This window comes from Roseovarius spongiae (assembly GCF_003651245.1).
In the GTDB taxonomy this organism is placed as follows: Bacteria; Pseudomonadota; Alphaproteobacteria; order Rhodobacterales; family Rhodobacteraceae; genus Roseovarius; species Roseovarius spongiae.
Genome location: NZ_RAPE01000005.1, coordinates 245,191 through 269,234, shown reverse-complemented (window position 1 = coordinate 269,234; position 24,044 = coordinate 245,191). Strand labels below are relative to the sequence as shown.

Annotated in this window: 16 protein-coding genes and 3 pseudogenes; 7 read left to right on the top strand and 12 right to left on the bottom strand. The window is 57.2% G+C overall.

All coding sequences use genetic code 11. From position 1 onward, the window contains the following. Positions 1-213: 213 nt before the first annotated feature. Positions 214-1,011: a class I SAM-dependent methyltransferase gene (locus tag D6850_RS16470; protein WP_217510736.1), complete on the top strand. Its 798-nt coding sequence runs from the start codon at positions 214-216 to the stop codon at positions 1,009-1,011. Positions 1,012-1,305: 294 nt separating this feature from the next. Here D6850_RS16470 and D6850_RS16465 read toward each other — a convergent pair whose 3' ends face one another. The 5 genes from D6850_RS16465 to D6850_RS16445 form a co-directional block, all read right to left on the bottom strand. After that, positions 1,306-3,087: a TniQ family protein gene (locus D6850_RS16465; RefSeq protein ID WP_121168699.1), complete on the bottom strand. Its 1,782-nt coding sequence runs from the start codon at positions 3,085-3,087 to the stop codon at positions 1,306-1,308. Continuing rightward, positions 3,084-4,070: a TniB family NTP-binding protein gene (locus tag D6850_RS16460; protein WP_281272598.1), complete on the bottom strand. Its 987-nt coding sequence runs from the start codon at positions 4,068-4,070 to the stop codon at positions 3,084-3,086. Before D6850_RS16460 ends, D6850_RS16465 begins: the two co-directional genes overlap by 4 nt. Positions 4,071-4,076: 6 nt before the next feature. After that, on the bottom strand, positions 4,077-6,011 hold the full coding sequence (locus D6850_RS16455; RefSeq protein WP_121168697.1) for a Mu transposase C-terminal domain-containing protein: 1,935 nt from the start codon (positions 6,009-6,011) through the stop codon (positions 4,077-4,079). Then, the gene (locus D6850_RS16450) at positions 6,008-6,721 is read right to left on the bottom strand and encodes a hypothetical protein (RefSeq protein WP_121168696.1); all 714 of its coding nucleotides are present in this window, start codon (positions 6,719-6,721) and stop codon (positions 6,008-6,010) included. Before D6850_RS16450 ends, D6850_RS16455 begins: the two co-directional genes overlap by 4 nt. Before the next feature lie 424 nt (positions 6,722-7,145). After that, positions 7,146-7,541, bottom strand: a complete 396-nt coding sequence (locus D6850_RS16445) for a hypothetical protein (protein ID WP_121168695.1) — start codon at positions 7,539-7,541, stop codon at positions 7,146-7,148. A 626-nt stretch (positions 7,542-8,167) separates the two neighbouring features. On the opposite strand from D6850_RS16445, the gene D6850_RS16440 reads away from it, so the two are divergent. Then, complete coding sequence (locus D6850_RS16440) at positions 8,168-8,581, top strand: ADP-ribosylglycohydrolase family protein (protein ID WP_121168694.1); 414 nt, start codon at positions 8,168-8,170, stop codon at positions 8,579-8,581. On the opposite strand, the gene D6850_RS16435 is transcribed toward D6850_RS16440, so the two are convergent. The 3 genes and pseudogenes from D6850_RS16435 to D6850_RS16425 all read right to left on the bottom strand — a co-directional run. Next, complete coding sequence (locus D6850_RS16435) at positions 8,543-9,454, bottom strand: metallophosphoesterase (protein WP_121168693.1); 912 nt, start codon at positions 9,452-9,454, stop codon at positions 8,543-8,545. The genes D6850_RS16440 and D6850_RS16435 overlap by 39 nt on opposite strands. 168 nt (positions 9,455-9,622) lie before the next feature. Further along, positions 9,623-10,645, bottom strand: coding sequence for a hypothetical protein (locus D6850_RS19325; RefSeq protein ID WP_147438914.1), 1,023 nt, complete (start codon positions 10,643-10,645; stop codon positions 9,623-9,625). Between the two features lie 55 nt (positions 10,646-10,700). Further along, positions 10,701-10,991 (bottom strand): annotated as a pseudogene (locus D6850_RS16425) (integrase core domain-containing protein); the annotation flags it as partial. 391 nt (positions 10,992-11,382) lie between these two features. Here D6850_RS16425 and D6850_RS16420 point away from each other — a divergent pair. Together D6850_RS16420 and D6850_RS19950 are read left to right on the top strand one after the other, a co-directional pair. Further along, entirely contained in the window at positions 11,383-12,270 is an 888-nt protein-coding gene (locus D6850_RS16420) for a tyrosine-type recombinase/integrase (protein ID WP_121168691.1), read from the top strand. A 12-nt stretch (positions 12,271-12,282) separates the two neighbouring features. Continuing rightward, positions 12,283-13,411: pseudogene (locus D6850_RS19950) on the top strand (IS91 family transposase). 405 nt (positions 13,412-13,816) lie between these two features. On the opposite strand, the gene D6850_RS16405 reads toward D6850_RS19950, so the two are convergent. Together D6850_RS16405 and D6850_RS16400 are read right to left on the bottom strand one after the other, a co-directional pair. Then, on the bottom strand, positions 13,817-17,167 hold the full coding sequence (locus tag D6850_RS16405) for a DEAD/DEAH box helicase (RefSeq protein WP_121168690.1): 3,351 nt from the start codon (positions 17,165-17,167) through the stop codon (positions 13,817-13,819). A 375-nt stretch (positions 17,168-17,542) separates the two neighbouring features. Beyond that, positions 17,543-18,637, bottom strand: a complete 1,095-nt coding sequence (locus D6850_RS16400; protein ID WP_121168689.1) for a COG3904 family protein — start codon at positions 18,635-18,637, stop codon at positions 17,543-17,545. 510 nt (positions 18,638-19,147) lie between these two features. On the opposite strand from D6850_RS16400, the gene D6850_RS16395 reads away from it, so the two are divergent. From D6850_RS16395 to D6850_RS16385, 3 genes and pseudogenes are all read left to right on the top strand, one after another. Next, positions 19,148-19,414 carry a hypothetical protein gene (locus D6850_RS16395; RefSeq protein WP_121168688.1) on the top strand — a complete coding sequence of 89 codons (267 nt, stop codon included), beginning with the start codon at positions 19,148-19,150 and terminating at the stop codon, positions 19,412-19,414. Between the two features lie 9 nt (positions 19,415-19,423). Beyond that, on the top strand, positions 19,424-19,807 hold the full coding sequence (locus tag D6850_RS16390; protein WP_121168687.1) for a DUF805 domain-containing protein: 384 nt from the start codon (positions 19,424-19,426) through the stop codon (positions 19,805-19,807). A gap of 60 nt (positions 19,808-19,867) precedes the next feature. Then, positions 19,868-20,014: pseudogene (locus tag D6850_RS16385) on the top strand (transposase); the annotation flags it as partial. 8 nt (positions 20,015-20,022) lie between these two features. Here the strand turns inward: D6850_RS16385 and D6850_RS16380 are convergent. Together D6850_RS16380 and D6850_RS16375 are read right to left on the bottom strand one after the other, a co-directional pair. Then, on the bottom strand, positions 20,023-20,775 hold the full coding sequence (locus D6850_RS16380) for a M48 family metallopeptidase (RefSeq protein WP_121168686.1): 753 nt from the start codon (positions 20,773-20,775) through the stop codon (positions 20,023-20,025). Then, positions 20,775-24,041, bottom strand: a complete 3,267-nt coding sequence (locus D6850_RS16375) for a type I restriction endonuclease subunit R (protein ID WP_121168685.1) — start codon at positions 24,039-24,041, stop codon at positions 20,775-20,777. The genes D6850_RS16380 and D6850_RS16375 overlap by 1 nt, the downstream gene beginning before the upstream one ends. Between the last annotated feature and the right edge of the window lie 3 nt (positions 24,042-24,044).

The window sequence follows — 24,044 nt, the reverse complement described above, 5'->3', positions numbered from 1 at the left end:
GAGATTTCGGATCACCAATGCTGTCCAGCGTTCGCAGAAGATCTCCGCAGCTTTGGCGATGGGACAGAATTGAGCATACCCCTTCGTCATCCCGGCCTCCTCTTACATCCACATCATATCCTGATGGCCACTCCGCGAATACTCCAGATTATGCAGTATCCCTCATCGGTCCTGATTGGCACAATCGATCAAGGCCACGGACAGGAGGCGGCCATGACCAGCGCATTGACACCCGAAGCACAGATGTGGGGACAGCCGGGCAAATCCTATGACGGGATTTCATTCGGCCTGTCCGACACCATTTCCCACGCGGTCCAGGCCCTCTGGCCGCGTCCCGGCGAACGCATTCTCGATATCGGGACAGGCACCGGCTGGGCCGCGCGGCTTGCGGCCTGGCGCGGGGCGAACGTCACCGGAGTGGATATCGCCCCCGGCATGCTGGAAGCAGCTGATGTCCTGTCAGCGAGGGTTGAGCCGCGCCCCGCGTTCCGGCGGGCGGCGGCCGAAGACCTGCCGTTTGAAGAGGCAAGCTTCGACGGAGTGGTCTCGACCTACGGCGTCATCTTCTCGAGCAAACCGGTCGAGGCAGCGGCGGAGATGGCCCGTGTGCTTCGGCCCGGCGGCCGTCTGGCGCTTGCAACATGGGCTGACGATCCCGGGGGCTACATCGCGCGATTTTTTGATCTGATCGGTGAATGGTCTGACGCGCCTCCGCCACCCGCCTCGCCTTTCGATTGGGGGCGTTCAAGCTGGTTGCAAGAGGTCGTGGGAACCCATTTCAAGATCGACGTCCGAGAACAGGTCACGACATTCTATGCGCCGGATGAAGCAACGGTCTGGGAGGAATACGTCAACGGCTTCGGGCCCGTTGCGGCCACATACGCCGCCCTGGACCAAAACCGGCGAGAAGCTTTCAGAGCCGCGTTCGAGGAATTTCATCGATCATATGCGGCAGGGTTGGGATTGATCATACCTCGGCGGGCTCTCGTCGTTCGCGGCTTCCGGTTGTAGGCGGCGAAGATCCAAAGCGCACGCCCACACACTCTGTAGTATGTCGCGTAGTCGTGCGCGCTCTGCATTTAATCATTGGAGAAAATCGCCAGTGCTGGCCCAATAGTTTGCGCACTGTTCGCCCAAAGACTTGCGCGATTTGCCTATAATATTGCGCGCCCGGCGTGCCGCTTCGTGTCGGCGACCATCCTGTATCTTGATAAGCAAAATCCGGACAGCAATCCATTGCTCAGAAACGCCGAAAGCCGCCAAGGCATCCCCTGGCGGCTTTCAAATAGGGCGCGACTGGATCGATCAGGTTGTCGGAAACGCAATCATCCGGGCAATTTCACCGGTTCGGATCAGATGCCCACGGGATGATGTCCCTACCGGCTGCGACCCGACCGAGGAGATCCCGCGATCTGCGAGGGATGCGAGCAGCTTTCGGGAGGTAGTTTTGCCTTCCTTCGCAAGGTCCGAGACCACCTGGAATTCCTGGCGGAACCGGGAGAGCGCTTCCTCAGTAATCTGCCAGACGTTGAAAGAACCCCGCTTTCCTCTGGTTGCTTGAAGCAAACCCTGCTCGCACCACCCGGTGACGCATTCGGGCTTCCACCCGGAAAATCCCGCAACCTCTCCGGCAGTCCATGCACGCGCGCCGCCATGATCTTGAAGAACGCGGTCGATCTCCGCCGCGTCAAAGAGCGCGTTGCCGAGGCCGTCACCCTCAGGGAACGTCACCGCTCGAAGTTTCTGGTCGGCTATGAGGCGGTAGATCTTCAGAATCCCGGTCCGATCAGTCGTCCTTCGCAGATTGACCTTGCGAAAGGCCACCAAACCATCTGCTCTGGCACTTTCGCCATGGGCCACCTGCCGGATTTCATCTACCGCAGCACAGATGTTCTCGAGGTCGTAGTCGCCATCGACGCAAGGGTGAGCCGACATCCTGCATCCAGCACCGAAGAACCTCGCCTCCTCCATGAGCTGGAATTGTTTTCGCGAAACACCGAGGATGCTGCGGACCTTTTCCTTGGTCCCGGATCGTGCTCGTAGCTCGTGGACCTCTTCGATATCTTGCATTCTGACAATCGTATGGAGGTGACCGGTGCCTGATCTTCCCTGCGAGCCAATCATCATTCCGCCTCGAACTGCCTCGACAACCCTCTCGCTCCGGATGCCCAGAATATCTCCAGCCTGAGCGGCGCTCACCCAATTCGAGCCATCTTTGTGACGATTGGTCTTGTATGCGTCACCGCACACTGTGCTGACAACAATGAGGCACCGGGACAGAAGTGCTTCAGCCAACGCACCTTTCTGCCTAAGAAGACTGCGATACCAGGCACCCAACCGCATGGCGGCCGTCATACCCTCCGCACCCGGACCATTCCATCTTTGCACGACGTGATCGTCGAATGCCGTTGGCCAATCGAGCAGGAGAGCTTCAACCGATCTTAGCCGGGTGCGCGCTTCTGCGACGGTCTTGGGATAGATCGACTTGCCTTCTTTCCCGGTTCGCGCCTTGGCCATGTTTGCGCTCAAAAACCACACCGTGCGGGCATTGTGCAAACCGTCGTCTGCACAAAGCTCAACACCCGCAAGTTTGGCGGATCGCCCCGCTATCATCCTTGAGAATTCGGTCTCGAGAGAGCTGGCTGGCACAGCCATCGCATCGCCATAGGAGGCTCCGCATAGGCAGCCCGCATACCCATCACCAAGCAGGGTCAGAGGGCCCCCACAGCCGGGGCATTCATCGATCAGCTGACAGCCGTGCTCGGCGCATGCCGAAACCATAGCGTGTCGCCACTCTTTCCGGCGAGGTTGACTGGCGGCGATACATGACGGGCAAACCGGGTCGCGATGCATTCGATGGAACGACCAGTCGAGCGCAGGGTCTTTTGACTGGGCGGACGGCAGGATCGGCTCCAGCGTCGCCAAGTCAATATCGAGATCCTCGGCCAGTCGCTCAGCCTCCTCGATCATCGCGCGCCCGTAGGACTGCCCGAGCATGGTCAGGAAACCACCTGCTTCAGGGAAGCCTTCCGCGTCCGACCGCCGCTTGATGTAGCCGAGAAGGCTTTCGTGTGTCTCAGGTGTCATGCTGCAAGCGCTCCTTCTTCCGTAGCGCGGAACGCTTCGAGTTCGAGCGATGAATTCGGATCGGGTAGCTGCAATCCCGCGTCCCGCATGACCTTCGCATAAGATCGAAGAAGAACGTCATCCTGCGGGGGATCAGTGTTGAAGATCGGCGCAAGGCGAGAGAGGCCCTGAAGCCGTATGTCGGCAGCCTTCCCCATGTCCGACATATCCAAGACACCGTCTCGCGCAGTGGATCGAACGGCGACCTCAAGCAGTTCGATTACCATCCCGACACGACCTCCGGAGGTCGCGAAGAGGCGCCGGGACATGTCGATCCAGTCGAATTCGAGCGAGATGCCGCGCTCCCTGAGGTAGTCGAATATACTGTAGATCACTGTAGTGAATTCGTTGCGGTCATCAGGGTTGGTCCAGCGATAAGGATGGAGCTCGATCGTTGCCATCGACCGCGCTGCAAATTGCTCGTTCTCGTCGATGAGGCGCTGCGCTTTTGGCAGACCCATCAGGATGAGGATCACGCCCGACCGATCGATGATGGTCTTGAAATGATCCGCCGCAGCGCGTCGTGTGAGGTTTGCGCCCGGCTCGGCGCAATGGCTGCACTCGTCGAGAGCCACGATCCGAATATCGCGCTGTTCGAGCAGATCATACATCCTGTCCTGCAATAGTGAGAGCTTAGAATTCGCCCCGACACGCCCCATAGTGCGAATGACGGACGCATAGAGCTCTGAGTCATTCGGTTTGGGTGATATCACACCGTAGAGGAAATCTGGTGAAGGGAGAATGTACCCTGGTCCAGATCTGTCCTTCGACACTTGGCTTTTTACAGCTGACATGAGGTCGGACTTACCGACGCGGGTGGGCCCAAGAAACGGAATGCAGGTGCCGTCCGAACCTGCCAGCTCGATTGCCTCGAGCATCTGGTTCAGTGCCCTATCGTAGCGCGCGTGTGAGATCCGCAGATCCCTCAGGGAAACATTATTCACAGTCGATTATCCTCGTTGTAAAATACGGTTGCGTCGCTCAGGGGCGAATACCGGCATTGTGGGGCGGGAGGCGATGTCCGGAGCTGCTGGGTTTCTCGACCGGTTGCTCCGCTGAGTGATCTCATCGTCGCGCCGCTTGCGCTGAGCGGCATGTCGCGCCTTGCCCCCATTGGAGGTAGCCTTGGAAGGCTTGTGGTGCTTGCCCGCCACCAAGGCTGCCAGAACCTCTTGCGCAGACAGGTAGTCATCGGAATCACGCCTATTCATAGCAATGATGCGGTCCCGCTCCGCCACGGAAATCGCAGGCATTTCGGGGTCCTTGCACGGGACATAAAATGTCTCTCCGGATTTCGGATGCGACATGATAATTTCCCGGATATCGGCCGGATTGATCCGAATATCGACCTCAAGTTTGCCTTTTGTATTTTGCTTGAGCATGCGGAGCTCAGGCGACGAATACTGAACATATCCCACTTCGATACCGTAGTTGTGCACAATTCTCTTTGCAGACTGGCAGTAAAACATCTGGGCGAGCGTCTGTTTGTTCGGCGGTTCTGGGACGTAGGCTTCAGTGCAAAGGCGACGCCAGCTCTCGATCGGGCTCTCTTTGCGCTTCAGCGGGGACTGCACCCGTCGGCGAGGAAGGGCGCCATAGACATCGTAGCGCCAGACCTGAACCTTCTGGATGAACTCGTCAAAAGTCCAACATGCCTCCGAGATGGCCCGATCGTAACGATCCTTGAAAGAAAGCTCCCGAGTTTGAGTCGCACCCTCGAGCTTTGTTACGAAGGTCTTGAGAGTTGACATGGCGCGCTCAACAAATGGCTTCTTTTCCGGATGTCCAGGGATGTTCTTTTGCAGCTCGATGGCAGTCGTCGACAGTAGGCGGTCGATGATTTCGCCCGAGTTCTCGGAGCCTTGGTCTGCTACGACAGTCAGGGGGTAGCCGGCAAAGTGCACACGATTCTTGATACCGAACCGATCGAAGAACTCCTCATCATTCCCCGTCATGGCCTCGAAGAGCGCGGTCGCAGTTGTCAAACCCGTTGGATTCTCAAGAGAAACTACGAGTCCGACAATGGAGCCCGTTGCTGCATCGACAACCAGCGTGACCCACGGCCTGATCAGTTTACCATCGTAGATCACGAAAATATCGGCCTGCGTGGAGTCGACCTCAAGCCTGTCATAGGCATGTTCGATTTTCTGAAAATTGCCAGCTTGGAGTAGGACCTTGCGCGCAACCTTCCTTCCCAGCCGTTTTTTCAAGACGTCAGAATGGGGAATGAAGTCGTCAAGTATTGACTCCACGGCCTTTCGGCCATGATTTCCTGGTTCTTGTTTCGGCCGCTCTTCCGAAAAACGCTTCAAATAATTGATCCGAGATTGCCAAGCCAGGTCAGTCATCGTCATACGGTCGGATGCGAGATAGGATTCCTCGAGAAGATCGAGGACGACATCCCGCAAAATATCGTCGTAGCGGATAGTGTAATTTCCGGATTGAGACCGTTTATCTACTAAGGCGAGATTGCCTTTCGCACAGAAGTCAGAGCGATACTTCTGGATCGTGCGAACGGCAGGGAGCTTTGAAGCCCGCGAAGCGAAGCGTTGGTCTTTCTGAAGCTCGAGCTCCATCTCATTTTTTATTTCAGCCCAGGTGAGGCCCAATTCCTGATAGCGGTCGACCAATTCAAGTATGCGCTTACGGAAGGCCGCTTCGGATGCTTCCTGGTCATCGAATACTCGATCGCGAAATATTGGCTCCTGCCCCTCGGAGACATTTCCCAGTCCGATCTGGCGATGATACTCCTCGAGAGTGATTTCTGTCTGCGCCCCGTTCAGATCGAGAATCACAGCGGGCTTTCCATGGACGCGACCGATAACGCGGTAAAGGGTATCGCCATCGCGAAGGTGGCGACCGTCATATGATTGGATCTTGTTCATAGCGGCAGAACCTGAAGGTGCGTTACGTCGCCATCCGTGCGAAAGAGATTGGTCCGGTCTGCGAAAGGAGCGATCGCGAGGTCTGTCGCGAGAAGGCCTTGGAAAAGGGCCGCATATACATTCTGTCTTGTCAGGCCAAAAGATCGCTGTGCAGTGCCGAACCTCAAATTGTCGGGAAGCTGAGTCTCAATCAATTTTCGCACGGACGGATCAAGCTGCCGGTCCGGCAGAGTCCGGAGAACTCGAAGATTGCGGTGAAGAGCCGGAGGGAACATCATCTCCGTCACGACAGAGAGCCGGTTTCCGAGCTCGGACATGGCTCGCCTGACAGCTTCGAACTCAGGATTGTCGCGCAGCCATCGGCTATGCTTGCCTTCCACGAAGACGTTCTTGCCGCTGGTCAGCTCAAATAGAAAATCTGGGGTGTAGATCCAGGGTCGGTAGCGTGTGCCGCGACACGCTTCCACGAGCGCAGCCTTGCTCGCATAGGCTTGACCGGTGTTGAGATCAAACGAGGCGGGCTGAGCAACGATGCGCCGCACTCTGGGGTCGACCTCTCCGGCAACCAGAATGATCGACTCACCAACGCTTTCGGTGTCGATGATACCAATGGCCTTACGGCAGGCTTGGCGGTTCACCTTCTTCTGCAAACCACGCTTGTAAATCGTTCGCGCAGGCTTGCCGTCGATAATGTTGTGTTCGAATAGCATCCTTTGGACCTCCGCTAATGGGATGTACCGGCAGGGTTCATCCGGCAGGTTATGGATCGTTGCCTTGCCTCATTCGTCGGCTCAGTCGAACTGGATCTGGTTCTCGAGGTTGACCACATCGCGACGCGCCAGCATCGCAAGCGCTGTGAGCATCTCGGGGTGGCTCTCCACGTCCAGCTGTCGCCCTCGTCAACGCCCGCACCGAGGCTGTCGGTGAAGTGCTGCTTCGCTCCCATCTTGAAGCTCTGCGCCCCGTTGGGCGGGAGCGGCAGGCGGAAATTGCCTTCATGTGTCGTAGGCATTTCGTACATTCCTATTTGAAGCTCGCTGTCGGCTGGCTCTCAACAACTGCAAGATTTCCCCCATCCTTGTGAGAAGATTGATGTTTTGCCGTTGGGCCCTAATCGAATCCGGCAGAAATCTTCTAAGCCTCTGTTTGGAATTGAGAAGATTCTGCCGGAAGGGCGGGAAAGCATGGTGAGGAAACCATCGATCCGCACCGATCACCGGCTTCCCTTGCCGTCCCGCGGCGGCAGCCGTCGGCCATCAGAACCCGGAAATCAAAGTAGTGGGTGCCCTTCTTGCCATTCGGTTTCTTCCACTCGAACGGCATCTGGTTCTCGAGACCCACAACACCGGGTCGCAGGATGATCATATGCGCGCCGCACGGTTCGGTGTGGCTCTCGATGCCTCTGGTCTCGCCTTTGTCGGGCCCGGAGGTGAATTGGCCGGTGGAATGATTGCGCCGGCCCTTGGCGATCGTGCGGCCCGACAAGGCCCGCTCGGGCATGGCGGGCGCGTTATTTGGCAAATTCCTCATGCTCATTTTCCTCTTGGCATGCCGGTACCGCTCGCCGGAATGCCCTCCGAGGCTGCCCAAAGGCGGCGATACCGATTTCTGGTTTGGTGTTGAGAGCACCTGGTGTCGCCAGGTGGCTCTGGATGCAGGCCTCACATTGAGCGGGCTTGCGAACTCTGATGGTCTATTCTGTGCCGATGACTATCATGGTTGATCTCCTCTTGATCTTTTCCTCGAAATTGGTCGCCGGGCTGTGGCGTAGTCGATTGTGAAGTTGGCTGATTGCCGGTTTCACGAAGAAAAAACTGCGCCTTGACCCATGTGATTTGCGGTTCAGCCTTCTCTTGGTGGCGATAAACTACCCATTCCGGAGGACACACCAACAGCTGATTTTTGCCAATTTTTATTTGCCTGAATCGTTACCGTGGAGATCAGAATGATCCCATACAAATCGAGCCAGCATCTAAGCATTTGATTATATGGGTAAAAACGACATTCTGCGCGTGACCCTCAAAATGCGGCCGACCAAACTCTTTTTCGCAGAATCGCTGAAAGCCCGGATTCGGCGCGATTTCCGGATTGCTGGCGCGACATTTTTATCACGCAACTCATGGATGCACGCTACGGGGTGCTTGTAGGGCGATAGTTTGAATCCCTGGCTATCCAGCACCCGGGATTCGCGATTAGGGGCGCTCGACGCTGGCTGGACGGCAGAAGAAGCGCTGGCAATCGCACTTCATGCCGCGCTTGCCTCAGACCCGTTTGAGAACGGGCTAAGGTTTGCGGTGACCCATTCCGGGGACAGTGACAGCATTGGTGCTATCGCTGGAAATCTCCTGGGCCTCATCTATCCCGAAGGGAAGATAGCTCACCTCTGGCGCAGAGCAGTCGAATGTGCCGATATCATTGATCGGCTGGCCCGGGATCTTGATGCAGTAAGTGGGTCGGGTTTCGATGCGGACCACATGGCGGCGTTCTATCCCGGGTGGTGGGTGGTCATCTTCCGGACTCCTCTGGTGGAGCTATTCCCCGGCAATCGTCACGAGATTATCCTGACATAGTTCCGGCTCACCGCGCCAGAGATACGCACAGGGTGTGTCTGGGTAATCCAGGCATGCGGCCCTGGGTGTTTCGATGCAGGGCGCGCCGGTCATCTTGTAGTGCCCGGTCAAAACCGGAGGTCCGTCCGGCGGATAAAGTGGCACGACGCCATTTTCAGGAAACGGCTCATCCGGCAACTCGTCGAGGTCCGTGACGGACAGGGCCGCCTCGCGCCAAGACCGCGCACCAGAGCGCCACCAAGCGATGCGCACATGGTCGCGTGGATATCCCTTGAAATCGTGGAAGCGGACTCCTGCGGGCAGCCTCATTTCGGGGCCATTGGTCAATGCCTTGACCGCCTTTGCGAAGGCGGTCTCTTCCGCCGCGATTTCCGCAAGATCTTCCACTGCGAGAACCCCATTCGGGCGACGTTTTTCTATTAGGTCAATCTCGGCCTGCCCCCAATACGCATGAACCAGGCGCAATCCATCCAGCTCGTGCCAAAGCGGCAGAGTCAGAAACCAGTCCGCCCATACTTGGGCCTGCGGTGTCGACACGCCAAATTGGCGGATAAAGCTGCGATGTTGGTCGGTGTTCTTTTCACTTCGTTCACGAAGCGGGGCGCCATCTTCGCCGAGAGTGTGGAAGAGTATCGCGTTCAATTCGTGATTGCCCATCACGGCGACCGCGTTCTGATCGTCGATCAGGTTGCGCACCAATGTCAGCACGGCTGCATCGTCGGACCTGTTCGCATTTTTCCCCGCGTCGATAAAATCTCCGAGAAACGCGATCGGCGCGTCATTGCCAAGCTGCTCGAGGGTGTTTTCCAGCCTTTTGATATCAGCGTGAATATCGGGAATTACGTTCCAAGCTCGTGACATGAATTTATCCAATTCTCATTTTCGTAGGCATTCCTGAGTCGGCCTTTCAGCCTTTTCGTTTCCGCCGAGATTTCACGCCCGTGCATCCACCTCGCCGCGCTGGAATGTCCGGTGAGGGCCGTTCCCAGAAGAAATAGCACAAATAGGCTGCCACCCTTTCGAGCACGGCTTCCAGAGAATTCAATCGTGCATCCTCGGTCCCACGACGCGCGTTGGCAAATCTCTATTTGCTGATTGTCCACGCTTGTGCGCCCGAACTCGCACTACTTTCCCGTTCAAATACCGCCTTTCATGTTCGACCACCCAATGCTCTGTCGGCGTGGCACGGCTTACAGCCTGTGCCTCCTGAAACCGAAGCCTTGCCTTTTGCTCAGTCATATGCCGCTCAGCTGCCGGTCCAATTCGAATGGTGACGTGAGACTTTAGCGTTTCAGTCATCCAAGTCTTACCAAATTTCCGTGCTGTTTTGGCCTGAGAGGTCGATAGGCTTGCAACTTCTTGCGACAGCAGATCATCTTCACGCGCGGCAAGAGCTGCGAAGAGCATAAAGCCAATTACCATCTCGTAGGTGAGATGACCTTTATGTTCATCGAAATATTCTCGCACCGAGACTTCACTGGCCAATAATCCAAGCCGCATTAGACCCGCAATTACGGTCCTTTGGGGTCGCCAATTGGCGCTATCAAAGTCAGGGCGGCCATCTTGTGTTTTCGATATCTCTATGACCAAGGGCGCGTCAAAGAACATCGTGTCAATCACCGCAGAGAAAAGACGCACGCTCAATTTGTCGGGAGAGCGATTATCAATGAGGAACCCTCGCTGATGCCGGTTGCTCAATTCTTCTTCACTCTGGGTCGTTATGCCTCGCTCAACACGATCTTCCCACAGTTTGCGGTCGTCGTATTCGATCCAAATAAGGTCACGCGGAAGGTCGACGTCACGGACATAGCCTTGAATGTCGCACTCTGGCCGGTCTTCCCATGGCATTCCTTGGACATCCATTCTCAGTGAATCGAGATAACTCGCAGCATTATGGTCAAGCAGATAGATTCTTGCCGAGGCGAGATCGCTAAGAACACTTTGCCAGTGCTGACGGATTTCCTCAGACAAGACTAACTGCCCATCGGGGCCACGCATATTCTCAGGCTGCTCGTTGTCGAGATAGTGACCAAACTTTAGGGCGATCGTCTTATATAGGATCATTGCGTTTTCTCAAAAAAAGGGCGAATGTGAGTTGGATTGACCTGCCACTTAACTTTCATCCAGCCGCGACATGAGCCCGGTTGGTGTTTACGCCGATTGGCGCAGGTTTAGCAATCGCCCGGCGCGCGGAGCTTTCATCTCGCGCAGTGGGACGGGCGATTGCGGTCGTTAGGGGCCGTGCATAGGCAGCCGGGGTCTGGTAGTCCAAAGCCGAATGCGGGCGTTCGGTGTTGTAGCCGGTGGCCCAGGCCGTGATCACGGCTCGGGCGTGAGCCAGATTGCGAAATATGGTCTCGTTGAGCAGTTCATCGCGCATGCGGCCATTGAAGCTTTCTACGAAACTGTCAACGGCAGAGTAAAACCCGACCAAAGGGCGGCGCAAAAGTAGGCCACTTTGTGATTGCGCGTTAAGGGCGCATAGAGCGCTGGCGGCCAGTCGACCGCGCTCCCTAAATAGCTGGCGGTTGACTGGCCGCCTTGGCCCGTAAGGGCCAAGTCATGGTTTGTCGATCAGGTGGTGGCTTTTCGCGCTTGGCTTTGGGCCAGGCGATAGCTTTGCGGGAGCGAGACCGGCAGAGGCCGGTCTGGCCAGCGAAAAGGGGCGGCCGGACTAAGCCGCTCCGCGGCATTGGCGTTCTTGGCTGATGGCGAGAACCGCCCGTAACGATGCGCATTTTGCGATCTTCCTGACCTGCCTGACGATTGAGGCCTTCTCAATCGATAGACAGGAGGCTTCCATGACCGAGGAGAGAGTAACACCGCTGCGCCAGCGGATGATCGAGGATATGAACATTCGGGGTTTGGCCGAGAAGACCCAGAAGGCCCATATCCGCAACGTGAAGCATTTCGCGGCGTTTCTCGGGCGGCCGCCAGACACGGCCACGCCGGAGGAATTGCGCTCGTATCAGCTCAAGATGACCGAGGACGGGGTGTCGGCCAGCACGTTCAATGTGCGTATTATCTCGCTTCGCTTCTTTTTCGGCGTCACCTGCGGGCGTGAGGAGATGAAACGGTATATGCAGTTCCACCGCAAGCCCCGCAAATTGCCCATCGTCCTCAGCGTCGAGGAGGTGGCCGATCTGTTGTCCGCGGTTCCCGGCCCAGGGCTCAAGTATCGGGCGGCCCTCGGCATCAGCTATGGCGCAGGGCTGCGCGCCTCGGAGGTATGCCATCTCAAGGTCACCGACATCGACAGCGATCGGATGCTGATCCATGTCGATGACGGCAAGGGCGGGCGAGATCGCAAGGCAATGCTGTCGCCCAATCTGCTTGCGCTGTTGCGCGACTATTGGCGCGAGTCCCGCCCGGAGGGCTGGCTGTTCCCCGGTAAGCCCAAGATCAACCCGCTTTCGCCGCGACAGTTGAACCGGGCGTTCACCTCGGCCAAGCACATGGCGGGTATAAAGAAGGCCGCGACGCTACACACGCTCCGCCACAGCTTCGCAACGCATCTGCTGGAGGCCAACACGGATGTCCGGGTCATCCAGGTTTTGCTCGGGCATGCCAAGCTGACCACGACGGCGCGCTATGCCCACGTGGCCACCAAGACGATCCGCAGCACGGCCAGTCCCTATGAGCAGATCAAGTTGCTGCAGGACGAGACCCTGCGTCGAGGGTTCGAATAACGCCCGGGGGCCGTGGCCCGGCCCACGCTGGAGATCGCTGACATCTTTCGTGCTCATGGCCCTGCATGGCGGCGGGCCAATGCAGGGCATGTCAGCCTTGCCCAGCTCAAGGTAGTGTCGGCGATCGAGGCCTGCCGGACCGAGGCGCTCGGCGGGCATGTGGCCGGGTGTGTCAAATGCGGCCACCAGCATATTGCCTATAATTCCTGCAAGAACCGGCATTGCCCCAAATGTCAGGGGCCAGCGGCGAGCGACTGGATGGAGGCGCGCGCCGAGGATCTGTTGCCGGTCGAGTATTTCCATGTCGTCTTCACGCTGCCAGCAGAGATTGCCCGGATCGCCTATTGGAACAAGCGGGCCGTCTATGAGCTATTGTTCAAATCTTCGGCGCAAACGGTGATGACCATCGCCGCCGATCCCAGGCGCATGGGCGCGCGGGTCGGCATAACGTCGGTACTGCATACCTGGGGTTCGGCGATGACCCACCACCCGCATGTCCACATGATCGTTCCCGGTGGCGGCCTGTCGCCGGGCGAGAGCCGGGATCGCCACCTGGATCAGCTACTACAACGAAAAACGCCCACACTCATCGCACGGGCTCCTGACGCCGAGCGAGGCTTATGATAGCCCGCCCCTGAACCTGAAAGCCGCCGCCTGACATGAAACCAATGCGATAGCTTAGCCAGGCGGAAAACTGGTCGAAAATTCAGGACCACCTCTCTATACCCACCGGGTGGCGATCTGGAACGCCCGCCTGGTCAGCGCCGATGCCGATACTGTGGCTTTCCGCTGGAAGGATTACCGCATCAAGCACGGAGATCGCCAGAAGGTGATGCGGCTGGCCACCCCCGAGTTCATCCGCCGCTTCCTGATCCACGTCCTGCCTGACGGGTTCCACCGTATCCGGCACTACGGCCTGCTGGCCAGCTCGACCCGCAAGGCCAACCTCACGAAGATCCGCGCCTTGCTCTGCCTACAACGCCCAGAAGACCCCGTTGCGCCAAGTGCCGAGGCGGAGGCCGCCCCGCTCACCCTGCGCGAGCCAAGCCCCTGCTGTGGCGGCCCCATGCGCATCATCGAGATCTTCCGGCGCGGGCAGAAACCGATGTCGCGCGCACCGCCCAGGGAGCAGGCCGCATGATAAATCTCCTGCCAGCGACCCTCTTTTATAGAATGGCACCGGATGCTCCCTGCAGACCCGGCCAACCCGGTTTGCGCCTGCCGTCACCGGCCAGACCGCGCAGGTCCATTTACTCGCAATCCCTCCGCGCCGTTGAGGTAATCAGGGAATGGATCGGACGCAAGCCACGCCTCCAGTTCCACCCAGATCCGACGGTCGACCCAGACATCCGCACACTTTCCCCATAGCCTGATCCAAGACCCCCGCGGCTTCCTCCTTCCGAGGTTTGTCAACGCGGGCCGCCACCGCAGGATGGCCACCGGTGCGCCGCGGCCCGCATCGAAAAACCTTCAGGGAAGCGGACTTTCGCTGCACACCGTCTCAATGGCTGCTCACAATAAAATCCAGCCATACTTCGTTAAGAACCTAAGTTGAGCAGTAGAACTTCAATCGCGTATTCGCCCGGGCACAGGCTGTCTGCATGGCATCCCAATGCATCAGGAATTGCCGCAGGCGGTTCGCCCATGGCTCTTCGTCCAGCCCATCAGCAAGCGCTTGCCTGCGCGCCATCTTCGCGCCGACGATCCAAATTTCACGATCGAAGGAAGGATTTCGGCACGACGCTTGGAGCAGATCGTTGAGCTGAGCGGCTGTGAGACCGTTAGGATTCCGAAAGATGCGGCTACGACCATGTAGCCTGATTTGGTTGGCCTGTACGTCGGTTTCCCATCGCTCGGGCGTCCAGACCGTGGATGGCTGTCCGCGCGAGATGAACCCGAGGCTTGCGAGTGCTTGTCGACCGACATCCTGCAGTCCGCCGACATGATACCCGGTCCCGCCCCGTCCCACATCGCCGACCTTTGCGTGAACAAGCACGATCTTCCTGCTATCAGGATCAAAACCTATGAAGTCCGCGACTTCACGGCTATCGTCATCACACAGCCAGACCGGTATAGCTTCAATTGCGGCGGTAAGCTTATCGTCCACAATCCCGTTGGCAACGCGCTGGCCTTCGCACGTTACCGAAAAGAGCCCGAAAATGGACTGCCTGTACCAATCGGCACGATTTGCAGCGTATTGATTTTCGCCCTTCTCCGTCAGGGCTGCATCGAGGGTGGGCGATGCGTGGACATATTCGAGAATCGGTTTTACACCGCCGTCCTGAACCCACTGCATCTTCGGTTCGTAGAAATTGCCCTCCGAATACACGACGCTGTCACGCTGTGTGAGAATGCGGAAGGCCTGCCCTTTGTTAAGCCGCTGCACGAGCGTCAGCGCCTGACGCCTGCCCTCTCCTTCCGGCGCGGGAGCAAGCTCATCCAGCCTGGTGCTGGCAATCCTGTATTTGCGCGCTTCCGGAACGAACTCGACGCTACAAGGCACATCCTCGTCACCGATCTGGATCGTGAATCCGCCTGTTACGCCGTCCACCGCGGCACATAGATCAAAGTAATCAATGTCTTCAAGGAGAGCCCAGGCCGCACCACCGGCCTCGTCGTCCCGCATATCATCAAGCGATGGGTCAAGCAGGATCGAAACCGGCTGGGCTTCTTGGTCATCGATATCTTCGACCAACGCTGCATATCGATCGAAGACATGGCTTCGCTCTCGATCGGCATCCGCCAGCTCGGCAGCAAGCTCAGCAGTCCAAGTAACATAGTCTGAAACCGGAACATAGCGCTCCGAAGCATCGCGCAGGCGCGAGCGATTAAAGCCAACATACCGGGCGGTCCCGTTTACAAAACCGGCGGCAGTTGCAGGAACGAGCGAGGGATCAAGCAAATCGGTGAAGGCATCTGCAAAGGAACGGGTCCGCAGCGCCATTGCCCGGATTGCATGTTGGGACATGTCGAGAGAGGAGAAGGACATGCGGGAAAGTCGGGACGGATTGTCGACACCCTCAGGGAAGGCCTTTTCCATGACTGACCTGCCTGCACGTTTGAGGCTAAGGCCATCCAAATCCACCACAAGGCCTTCTGTATCGTGCATGAAAACGAGTTCGCCCTGTTGGACAGCAAGGAAAATCCCAAGCCTCCATTCAGAAAAGAACCGGTCGATCAGGTGCGGCGAGTTGCGCCATGCATAGTAGGAAAAACCCATCGAACCATCTGGCATGCCTTCAATCGGTGTGATCTTGAACCGGTCCTTGTCCATGATTGCTTCTTCGATCACCGTGGCAAACACACGGATGTCGGGAAGCGGCGCGGCAGTTCTCAGAACCGCGGCGGTTCGGGGAAGCTGGATGTCGCTTGCGGCGAGCGGCTGTTCGAACTCGAAGCGCCCCCGAAATTCACCGCTAATATACTGGTACTCGGCCATGTATTCGAGCAAGCGGTCCGGAAGCGTAACCTCGTTCGTGACAATGTGCGCGGTGTTCCGCGCCGCATATTCCTCGTACCCTTGGTATCGCTGCCAAGCATTCCGAATCCGCTCGGCATTGGCAGGCGTGGAAAGAATCCAACCTGACTGGGGCCGACCGTCCTCTCCCCTCGAATATCTGGTCGCACGTCCAATCTGTTGCACGAGTTGCCGCGCATTGCCCATGAGATCGAAGATTGCCACGGCGACGAATGACGGATCGTCGATCCCCTCCATGAGCTTGTTCTGGTGAATCCAGAACTGCGCGTCGGGGCGGGACCGAAGAGCGGACGCGACGCTGGTGAACATGTCCCTGTTCTGCTGCGTCTTTTTCGCGCGGTCATGGATCACGACAGCTTGCGTGTCGAAGACGCGGTTAATCTCGGTCTGTAAGAGCGTGAGGGTCTCGAGGTCGTCACCGCGCACCATGACTTTTGGCGTTACGCCGTTCAAAAACCAGCTTTCGGCTTCTCGCAGGCGTTCGGGCAATTCCCTGTGCAAAATGCCGACAAACCGCGGGATTGCAGCTTCCCCCGCCACTGGCCCGGCGTCGCCTTCTGGCACGATGATATCGGCGGGACGGATAATACGCCTGTCAACGGCCTGCCGGTAAGGGAAGTTGAAGAGATAACGTCCGCGCACACGAAAAGACTTGTAGTCGTTCCTATAAGGCGTTGCGCTCAATAATAGAGTCGGCAGATTGAATTCTCGAACGCCGCGTGACCACGAGATAGCAGGCTCGTAATGACCTTCATCGACGATCACGAGATCAAACTGGTCCCGGATATGCGCAAGAAGATCTGCTGCAACTGCCGAACCGCCATCATCCGGATCATGTGCCGTCTTGCGGATGTCGCCGAGCGCCTGATGGGTGCCGACGAGAACGACGCGATCAGTGGCCTGATTGCCGAGATGCTGCACCACCATGCCGACATTCTTGGGCAACAATTGTTCGACATGCACGTTTTCAAGCGTGGTGCCGAACACGTCAGACTCCGCGGTGAAGAGTGCCGAGCCGTTTGCCTCATACCCAAGGTGGGACCAGAAACGGTAACGGATGTCCGCCAGGAGTTGCTCAGTCAGCGCGGTGCGTGGCGTCAATACGAGTACACGGCGGACCTCCGGCAGGCACCGCGCAAGGATAGCAATGATGCCAGACTTGCCAGTGCCGGTGGGTAGTTTCAGGAGCGCGGCTTCTGTGTGCTCGGGCCGCTCTGGTATCTGCTTGTCGCCGTGCAGATAGGCGACGACCGTGGCGATAGCTGCTTGCTGGTGCTCCCAGAGGTGTGGCGCATCTTCGACACCCTCCCAAAAATTGTGGCGGCGGAGGTGCCGGAGCGTCTTTGAACAGGCTCTGCTATCGATGCCTTGTCCCGTAATCGAATTCCGCTCATCGGAAATTAGTTCTTTCAGGTTCACTCAGTGGTTTCCTTGGCCGGAAGGCAAGATGTCGACCGGCTCCCGGTCTGCTGCCTATACTTCGCCTCAAAGTTGAAGCGTAACCACCTAATTTTCTGAATAAAAGAGCTTTTTTCAGTATTCCATGTCATTGAGCTCCCAAAGAATATAGAGTTGCAATGGCGGCTTCGAGTGCTGCGTTGCGGCGCCGTGACATAGAGCTAAAGCCAGCTGTGGGCCGAAAAAATCGTCGATTGCAGTCTACCTGTCGTCGTAAGCCTGTCGCTGGCAGACGCCACCCCGCCCTGCCACCTTCAGATTGATAAGATGCTCTTATTCTTTGTTCAAATGGGCGCGCCTCCATGAAAGCTGCGACGTCGCAGTCTGCGTCGAGGACTATCTGAAACAGAGCCGGAAGGCTGCGGAAAGCGCGGCCAAGTCACGCTGTGATGGCGTGGTGCGCAGCGCGAATATTGCGCCGACCGCCGCCGGAAAATCGACCCGGATCAGGACTGGCCCGCGGGTCACGAGATCCACACCGCGAGCGTCGAGTTGGAGCTCAGCCAGCGGCAGTCCCTCAGACATGCGCACATTGACCGCGCCGGGACCGTATTTCGCTGGCTTACCCCTTCCTTCTGCCGAAATCACGTAGCCATTTTGCTCCTCGGCAATGAGCGTTCGGGTGCGCGCATCGGTTCCGTGCTCAAGCTTCAGAGCCGAAAGCAAGACATAAGGCACGCCCGCTTTGCAATAGGCGGTGATCTGGCCGACTACGGATCGCCCGGCAACATTTTCTGCTGACTGAGCATAGGAGATAACCCCTTGTCCGTAGGGTTCGAACTCGAAGTCCTGAAAGGTTTCGCGGGTGATGATTTTCAGGCCAGTGAGATCATCGGTCCTTGGCTTCCACATCTCATGCGGCAGCGTCTCACTGAGGCGCGTAAACAGCTCCGGCTCCCCGCCCATCTTGAGGATATAGCCCAGGACTGTCGCTCCCATGAGTTGCGCCACGGCTTCTGTCATGTAAACGCTCTCGCGGACCTCAAAGGAACCCCCTGCTGAAGAAAACTGATGGAAGCCGAGCTTAGCCTCCTCGGGCTTCGCGCGGCGCACGCCTCCGAGGAAAGCGATCGCGCAGGCGGAATAACATTGGCCCGGTCGTGTTGCATATCCGGGCTTTCCTGTGGTGGCATCTGGAGGATAGGCCTCGACCGTCGTGTCGAGCCCGCTTTCCCGGATCATCTGACCGAGCCTCATCCCTCCGACAAGGCTTCCCCCGCCACTGTTCAGTGCGACTACAAACCGGAACCCGTCAAAAGGGCTGGTGTCGAGAAAGGCTTGGAAAGCCTCCGGCGTTTTCGCGGTAATGTCGCCGTCAGCCACGACCACGTTGGTGTGGTTCATATAGACGATCTCGAAGGTCATATCTTTCGCAGTCGCCACACAGGGCAGGCCCAACATGACAGTCAAAAGGAAGAAGATCAGACCCATCACGCGTTCAACTTGGCTACAATCAGTGCCGAGATGAAGGTATAGAGAGCCCAGACTGTCAAGAGATGTTCCGGCTGAACCCAGCCCTGCGACGCACAAAACACGAGGGTCGGCATAGGGCCGTCCATGTCGAGTCCATGTCGGAATGCCCAGATACCCCGAAGGAACACCCAGATGGCTGCCGCACTGCCGCACCGAGCTCTGAGCCCTTAGCAGGCTGTTGAAAAAGAACTCTGGCCCGTAGTACTCGCATAGCTGATCGCTGCCTGTCTTGAAAGATTCTCGTCAGTTCGACGAGAGAGGTCGAAAATCACCCTGTTGGGGCGGTGTTTTGGTTGATGCCGGACCTTTTCAGCAGCCTGTTCGTGACCTAAGACAACTCGGGCTTTTGTGCCTCCCTTGTCTCATTCTGTGCAACTGTCATCTTGCGATAGCTACCGAGTATCACTTACTCTCTGGCCAGCGGCACCGCCTATAAAGGCCTTGTTTATGAATGAGAGTATCTAACCAATGCAGGTATTTCTTTATATTGCTTATTTTGTGATAGGTATCGTCCAACTATTCGCGATCATGGATGGCATTGATTATGCCACAGGAGTTGATGGATTTATTGGTTTCCTAATCGCAGGCTTCACAACCTATATACCGCTTCTTGGCGCTGGCCTTGGCGTTTATGGCGCAGTGAATGTTTGGGACTGGAGTTGGATTCAGGCAGGACTGCTATTCTTCTGGTTTGTCCCGGTGTTCATTCTTTTCGCTATTTTTGACCGTAGTTGATTCCGAATAATGTCTCTTCCAGCGAGCGAATTTTGGTTCTCGACAACGGTTAGGCGCAACCGGAAAAGCTTCATCCTTGCGAACGTCTTCCTTCTGCTAATCATGGCTTTAGTGATCGGCGCACTAATCTTTTTTGATGTACCGCTAAGATCTGGCCGGGTCATTTATTTTATCTTTTACATTCCCTTTCTTATTGCCCAATATTTTCTGACCGGTCAAAGGCTACGGGACTTCGGCGTTACCGGATGGCTATCTTTACTTTGGGTCATAATCGCGCTGCTGCCGCCACCATATTCTGGCGCATTCTCACTTGCGTTTCTTTTGGTGCTGTGTGCGGTTCCTGGAACGATCGGCGAGAATAGATATGGAAGTGATCCATTGCAGGAATGGTGACGTGCGATCAATTTTGTAGTCTTCACCTCTGTTGGTCTAACCATTTGCGGTTGGAATCACATGAAGGCATCGAAGTTTTCGGCCGCGCAAAAAGCGTTCATCATCAAGCAAGGGGAGGAAGGCACGCCGGTGTCTGAGATCTGCCGCAAGGCAGGCATCAGCCAGGCGACCTACTTCAACTGGAAGAAGAAGTATGCGGGCTTGCTTGCCGCCACTTAAAGCCCTTCAACCTGAACACCATTCTCTGCTAACCAAGCCTTGCGGTTTCGCCAATCTGGCAAATGCTGCTCCACCTTGATCCAGAAGTTTGCGGAGTGGTCCGGATGATGCGCATGCGCGAGTTCATGAACCACGACATATTGCGCAATTCGCGGTGGTAGGAGAATTGCCTTCCAATGGAACAATAAGCGACCGTCAGAACCGAACGAACCCCAGCGGAAACCGAGATCCTGCACCTTGACCTCTCTGATGTCGACACCCATGCGAGTAGCATGCTCCGACACTTGCTTTGCAAACCACTTCTGGGCCCGGTGTCCATACCACGATACAAATATATCGCGTGCGCGATGAACCGACGCTCTGCGAAGACAGAAGCGGCCATTCTTTAAGGAGAGATCAACCAGTTGCTGGTCTATAAGGCGCAGCCGGTAGCTCTTTCCGAGATAGAGGAAACCTTCGCCATCCACGAATTCTTTGATTGGTGCCCGCCTTTGCAAGCGGGCCTTTTCTTCGAGCTTGGTGTGGATCCACAGGAGTTTTTCTTGAACGAAGTCGAGCATTTCTTGATCTGCAGCGCCGGTCGGCGCAACGATCGAAAGGTCTCCAGATCGCTCTACCGTAATTTGGAGGGTCTTTCGTCTACCGCTACGATGCACATCGAAGGAAAGCCCGTCCACTTCGAGCCTCTTCTCGGTGATGCGGGCCGGCTTTCCACCGGTGCGGATCGGAGAGAGCGGAAGGATAGGCATCACGCGCTCCTGAGCTTGGCATCATTTGCCTTTGCCTGATGCAGAAGCTGGTCGGCGAGGCTCTCAGCATCGTCAACGTCGAAACCACTGGTCTTACTCTCAAAAATGATCTCGAAAATTTCAGATCGAAGGTTTTCTTGATCCGCCATCTTGAAACTACTCCAGATTGACCGGTTTGCACACACTTCCTCGATGATCCGATCAACTACCTCCCTGGTCATTTGATGGATAGCATGCAGGTGCTCGGCTGGTGTATCATCATTGACTGAGAAAGCTTCAAGCACCGTTCTTAGAAATGGTATGTATACATCTGGAGTAGCTGCGACTGTATCATTGGGCTGAGGTTCGCTGGAGCGCAGTTCGTCAATAATGGATTGCAGTTGCTCAATTATCTGGTCCCATTGCTGTCCGAAGCCATCCAGAATTTTGTTCAATCGCTCCGATATCTTCTTGAATCGGACGGGATCGGTTTCAAGGTTCTTCCGTATGTGGGAGCGGATCGCGTGCTCCATTTCAGAAGCCTTTGCGCGATCTCCTGATGCCTGACCTACCCGATTATCGAATTCGACATCTGTCAGCTGAACCGGTGGGATCTTTGGGTCGATTCCGAGAGAAATGACGTGATCATCGATTAGCTTTCGGACTTTCGCCCCGACATCCGATCCGATCACCAGCACGTCACGGTATCGGTTGCGCGCGCGTGCATGAATATAGGCGAGGCGCTTGGCATCCTTCACAAAAGGGAGGCCCTCAGGGCGCGGCAGCACGATTTCGAGTGACTTCAGAAAGTCCTTGAGCTTCACGGTAAACTCGGCGCGAGCCTTCTCGGTGGCCAGTATATTCAAGCAGCCCTCGTCGTCAGATAAATCATCAAGTCCAGCCCGTCGGAATATGTCGACGACGCGGATGTGGCGGTCTCCCAGAACCGGTATTTGGTCATTCAGGCTGACGAGAGCGCCTTCAATGTCCTCATCGGAATAGGCGGCGAGAGCCGTCTTCAAGTGATGCGCAACTCCAAAATAATCTACCACGATACCGCAGGTCTTTCCGTGGCCGGTGCGATTCACACGAGCGATTGCCTGAAGCAACTCCGCCTCTCGAATCGATCGATCCAAATACATCACGCCCTCAATTGGCGCGTCAAAACCGGTCAACAGCATGGATTTGACGATCAGGAATGCCAGCGGGTCCGCTTTTGTCGGATCCTTGTGGAAGAGTGGTTTTTTGAATCTCTTGATTCTCGTTCCCTGAGCAGAGCCGTCGGTCCATTGCTTCCAGCTCGCGTCATCATTGTTTCCGCCGGACATGATGGCGGCGAACTCGATCTTCTCCAGTGTGTCTCGATACCGCCAGGCCTGAACCAATGCCTGCAGCCGCGGCGGCCTGGAGCAGAGGGCTTCATCATCCATGGCTTTATCACGATCTGACAGCGCCGAAGTCTCAGCCATCAATTCATCCCGCGCCTCAAGGAGCGCTCTGTGATACCGGACCACTGCCGTGCGACTGTAAGCGACCACTTGCGCCTTGTACCCGTTAGGCAAGAGGTTGGTCACATAGTGCCGAAGCATGTCCCGGGCCTTCTCGGCGATCAGCGCCGGTGCCTCCAGGATGTTGCCCTTGGTCGCGTATTTCTTGCGGATCGCCTCCAGTTCCTCGTCGGTGCGCCCGCGAAACATGTCCTCGAAAAGCCCGTCCAGCGTGGCGCCGTCCTTTACCGCGCCCTCGGCGGTGCGGCCCTCATAGAGCACTGGCACGGTTGCCCCATCCGCCTCGGCCTCCTTGATCGTATACTGGTCGATGAACTCGCCGAATATCTGCGTCGTCCGCTTCTTTTCGCCCATGATGATAGGCGTGCCGGTGAAGCCGATCCGCGCACAATTCGGCAGTGCGGCCAGAAGATTCGCGTGAAGATCGCCTGCCTGCGTCCGGTGCGCCTCGTCCACAACAACGAGGATGCTGTCATCTTCGTTCAGGACCTCGAAAACTGGCCCCTTCGTGACCTCGGCAACGTCCTCATCGGTGCGGTATTTCTGGATTGTGGCAAAGACCAAGCCAGGCCCCTTGCGTCGTGCCAGCCTTTTCAAGGATCCGGCACTCGTTGCCAGTTCCACCACATCGCCCGACAGGGTCACGGTTTCGGACAATTGCCGCTGCAGGTCGCGCCGGTCGGTGACGATGATTACCTTGAATTTTCGCAGGCTCAGGTCGGTGCGCATCTTGCGGATCATGAACACCATGGTCAGGCTTTTGCCCGAGCCTTGGGTGTGCCAGACGATGCCACCACGGCGATCACACTCGCCATCCTGCTCCCGCGTCTTGCCGGTGCGCAAGCGTTCCAGCGCCCGGTTCACAGCGCGGTATTGCTGGTATCGGCACACCGTCTTGATGGTCTGGCCACCCGCCTGCATGAACAGCAGGAAGTGCCGCAGGATGTCCAGCATATGTGAAGGACGCAGCATGCCGGCGACAAGGCGCTCCTGCTCTGACAGCCCCTTCTTGCCCAAGGCTGCCGCCACATCATCCTCGGATCCGGTGCCATCGGGGCCGACCACCGTTTTCCATCGCCCGTAGTGCCCGAACCCCGCGCCGATGCAGCCGACACGGGCCTCATCAAAGCTTGTGGCGATCAGCAACTGAACCGAACCGAAGAGCGCAGGCGCGCCCTCGTTCTCTTCGACCTCCAGCGCCACCTTGCGGGCGTTGTGATAGCGGCGCAGTTGTTTGATCGCCTCGGCCAGCGGTTCGGGGATACCGGGGCTTTTCGCTTCGACCACCGCCACGGGGATGCCGTTCAGCAGCAGCACGATGTCGGGGATGATAAAGCCCTTGCCCACGTCATGGCCGGGCGGACAGTCGACGCGGAACTGGTTGGCCACAGTGAAGGTATTGGCCGCCGGATCGGCCCAGTCGATGTATCGGATGGTCTGGCCGCGCCCACCGTCCCAGCCGGGCAGGCCCTCGACGGTCAGCCCCTTGAGCAGCAGTTCGGTGATCGCCTGGTTCGCCTCCATCAACGCGCGCTGGCCGTGACGTGTCAGCGCGCTGACAGCCTCGGAGAGGCGCGCATCGTCGAGCCAGGGCTGGCCATCCGGGCCGGGGTTGATGGCGCGCAGGCGCTGGCGCAGGGTGGCCTCGCTGATGACCTCTTTGAAACTGGCGCGCCCCGTCAGGGCGGGGTCGTCCATGTTGCCGGTCTGCGCCTGCCAGCCCATGGTAGCACATTGGTCGATGAAGGGTTTTTCAACGTCCCAGTATTCATGTCCCATGAC

Bases quoted from the DNA above. Each gene is read 5' to 3' on its own strand.
- D6850_RS16470 (WP_217510736.1), top strand. From the start codon at position 214: ATGACCAGCGCATTGACACCCGAAGCACAGATGTGGGGACAGCCGGGC.
- D6850_RS16465 (WP_121168699.1), bottom strand. From the start codon at position 3,087: ATGACACCTGAGACACACGAAAGCCTTCTCGGCTACATCAAGCGGCGG.
- D6850_RS16455 (WP_121168697.1), bottom strand. From the start codon at position 6,011: ATGAACAAGATCCAATCATATGACGGTCGCCACCTTCGCGATGGCGAT.
- D6850_RS16450 (WP_121168696.1), bottom strand. From the start codon at position 6,721: ATGCTATTCGAACACAACATTATCGACGGCAAGCCTGCGCGAACGATT.
- D6850_RS16445 (WP_121168695.1), bottom strand. From the start codon at position 7,541: ATGAGGAATTTGCCAAATAACGCGCCCGCCATGCCCGAGCGGGCCTTG.
- D6850_RS19325 (WP_147438914.1), bottom strand. From the start codon at position 10,645: ATGATCCTATATAAGACGATCGCCCTAAAGTTTGGTCACTATCTCGAC.
- D6850_RS16420 (WP_121168691.1), top strand. From the start codon at position 11,383: ATGACCGAGGAGAGAGTAACACCGCTGCGCCAGCGGATGATCGAGGAT.
- D6850_RS16400 (WP_121168689.1), bottom strand. From the start codon at position 18,637: ATGGGTCTGATCTTCTTCCTTTTGACTGTCATGTTGGGCCTGCCCTGT.
- D6850_RS16395 (WP_121168688.1), top strand. From the start codon at position 19,148: ATGCAGGTATTTCTTTATATTGCTTATTTTGTGATAGGTATCGTCCAA.
- D6850_RS16390 (WP_121168687.1), top strand. From the start codon at position 19,424: ATGTCTCTTCCAGCGAGCGAATTTTGGTTCTCGACAACGGTTAGGCGC.
- D6850_RS16380 (WP_121168686.1), bottom strand. From the start codon at position 20,775: ATGCCTATCCTTCCGCTCTCTCCGATCCGCACCGGTGGAAAGCCGGCC.
- D6850_RS16375 (WP_121168685.1), bottom strand. From the start codon at position 24,041: ATGGGACATGAATACTGGGACGTTGAAAAACCCTTCATCGACCAATGT.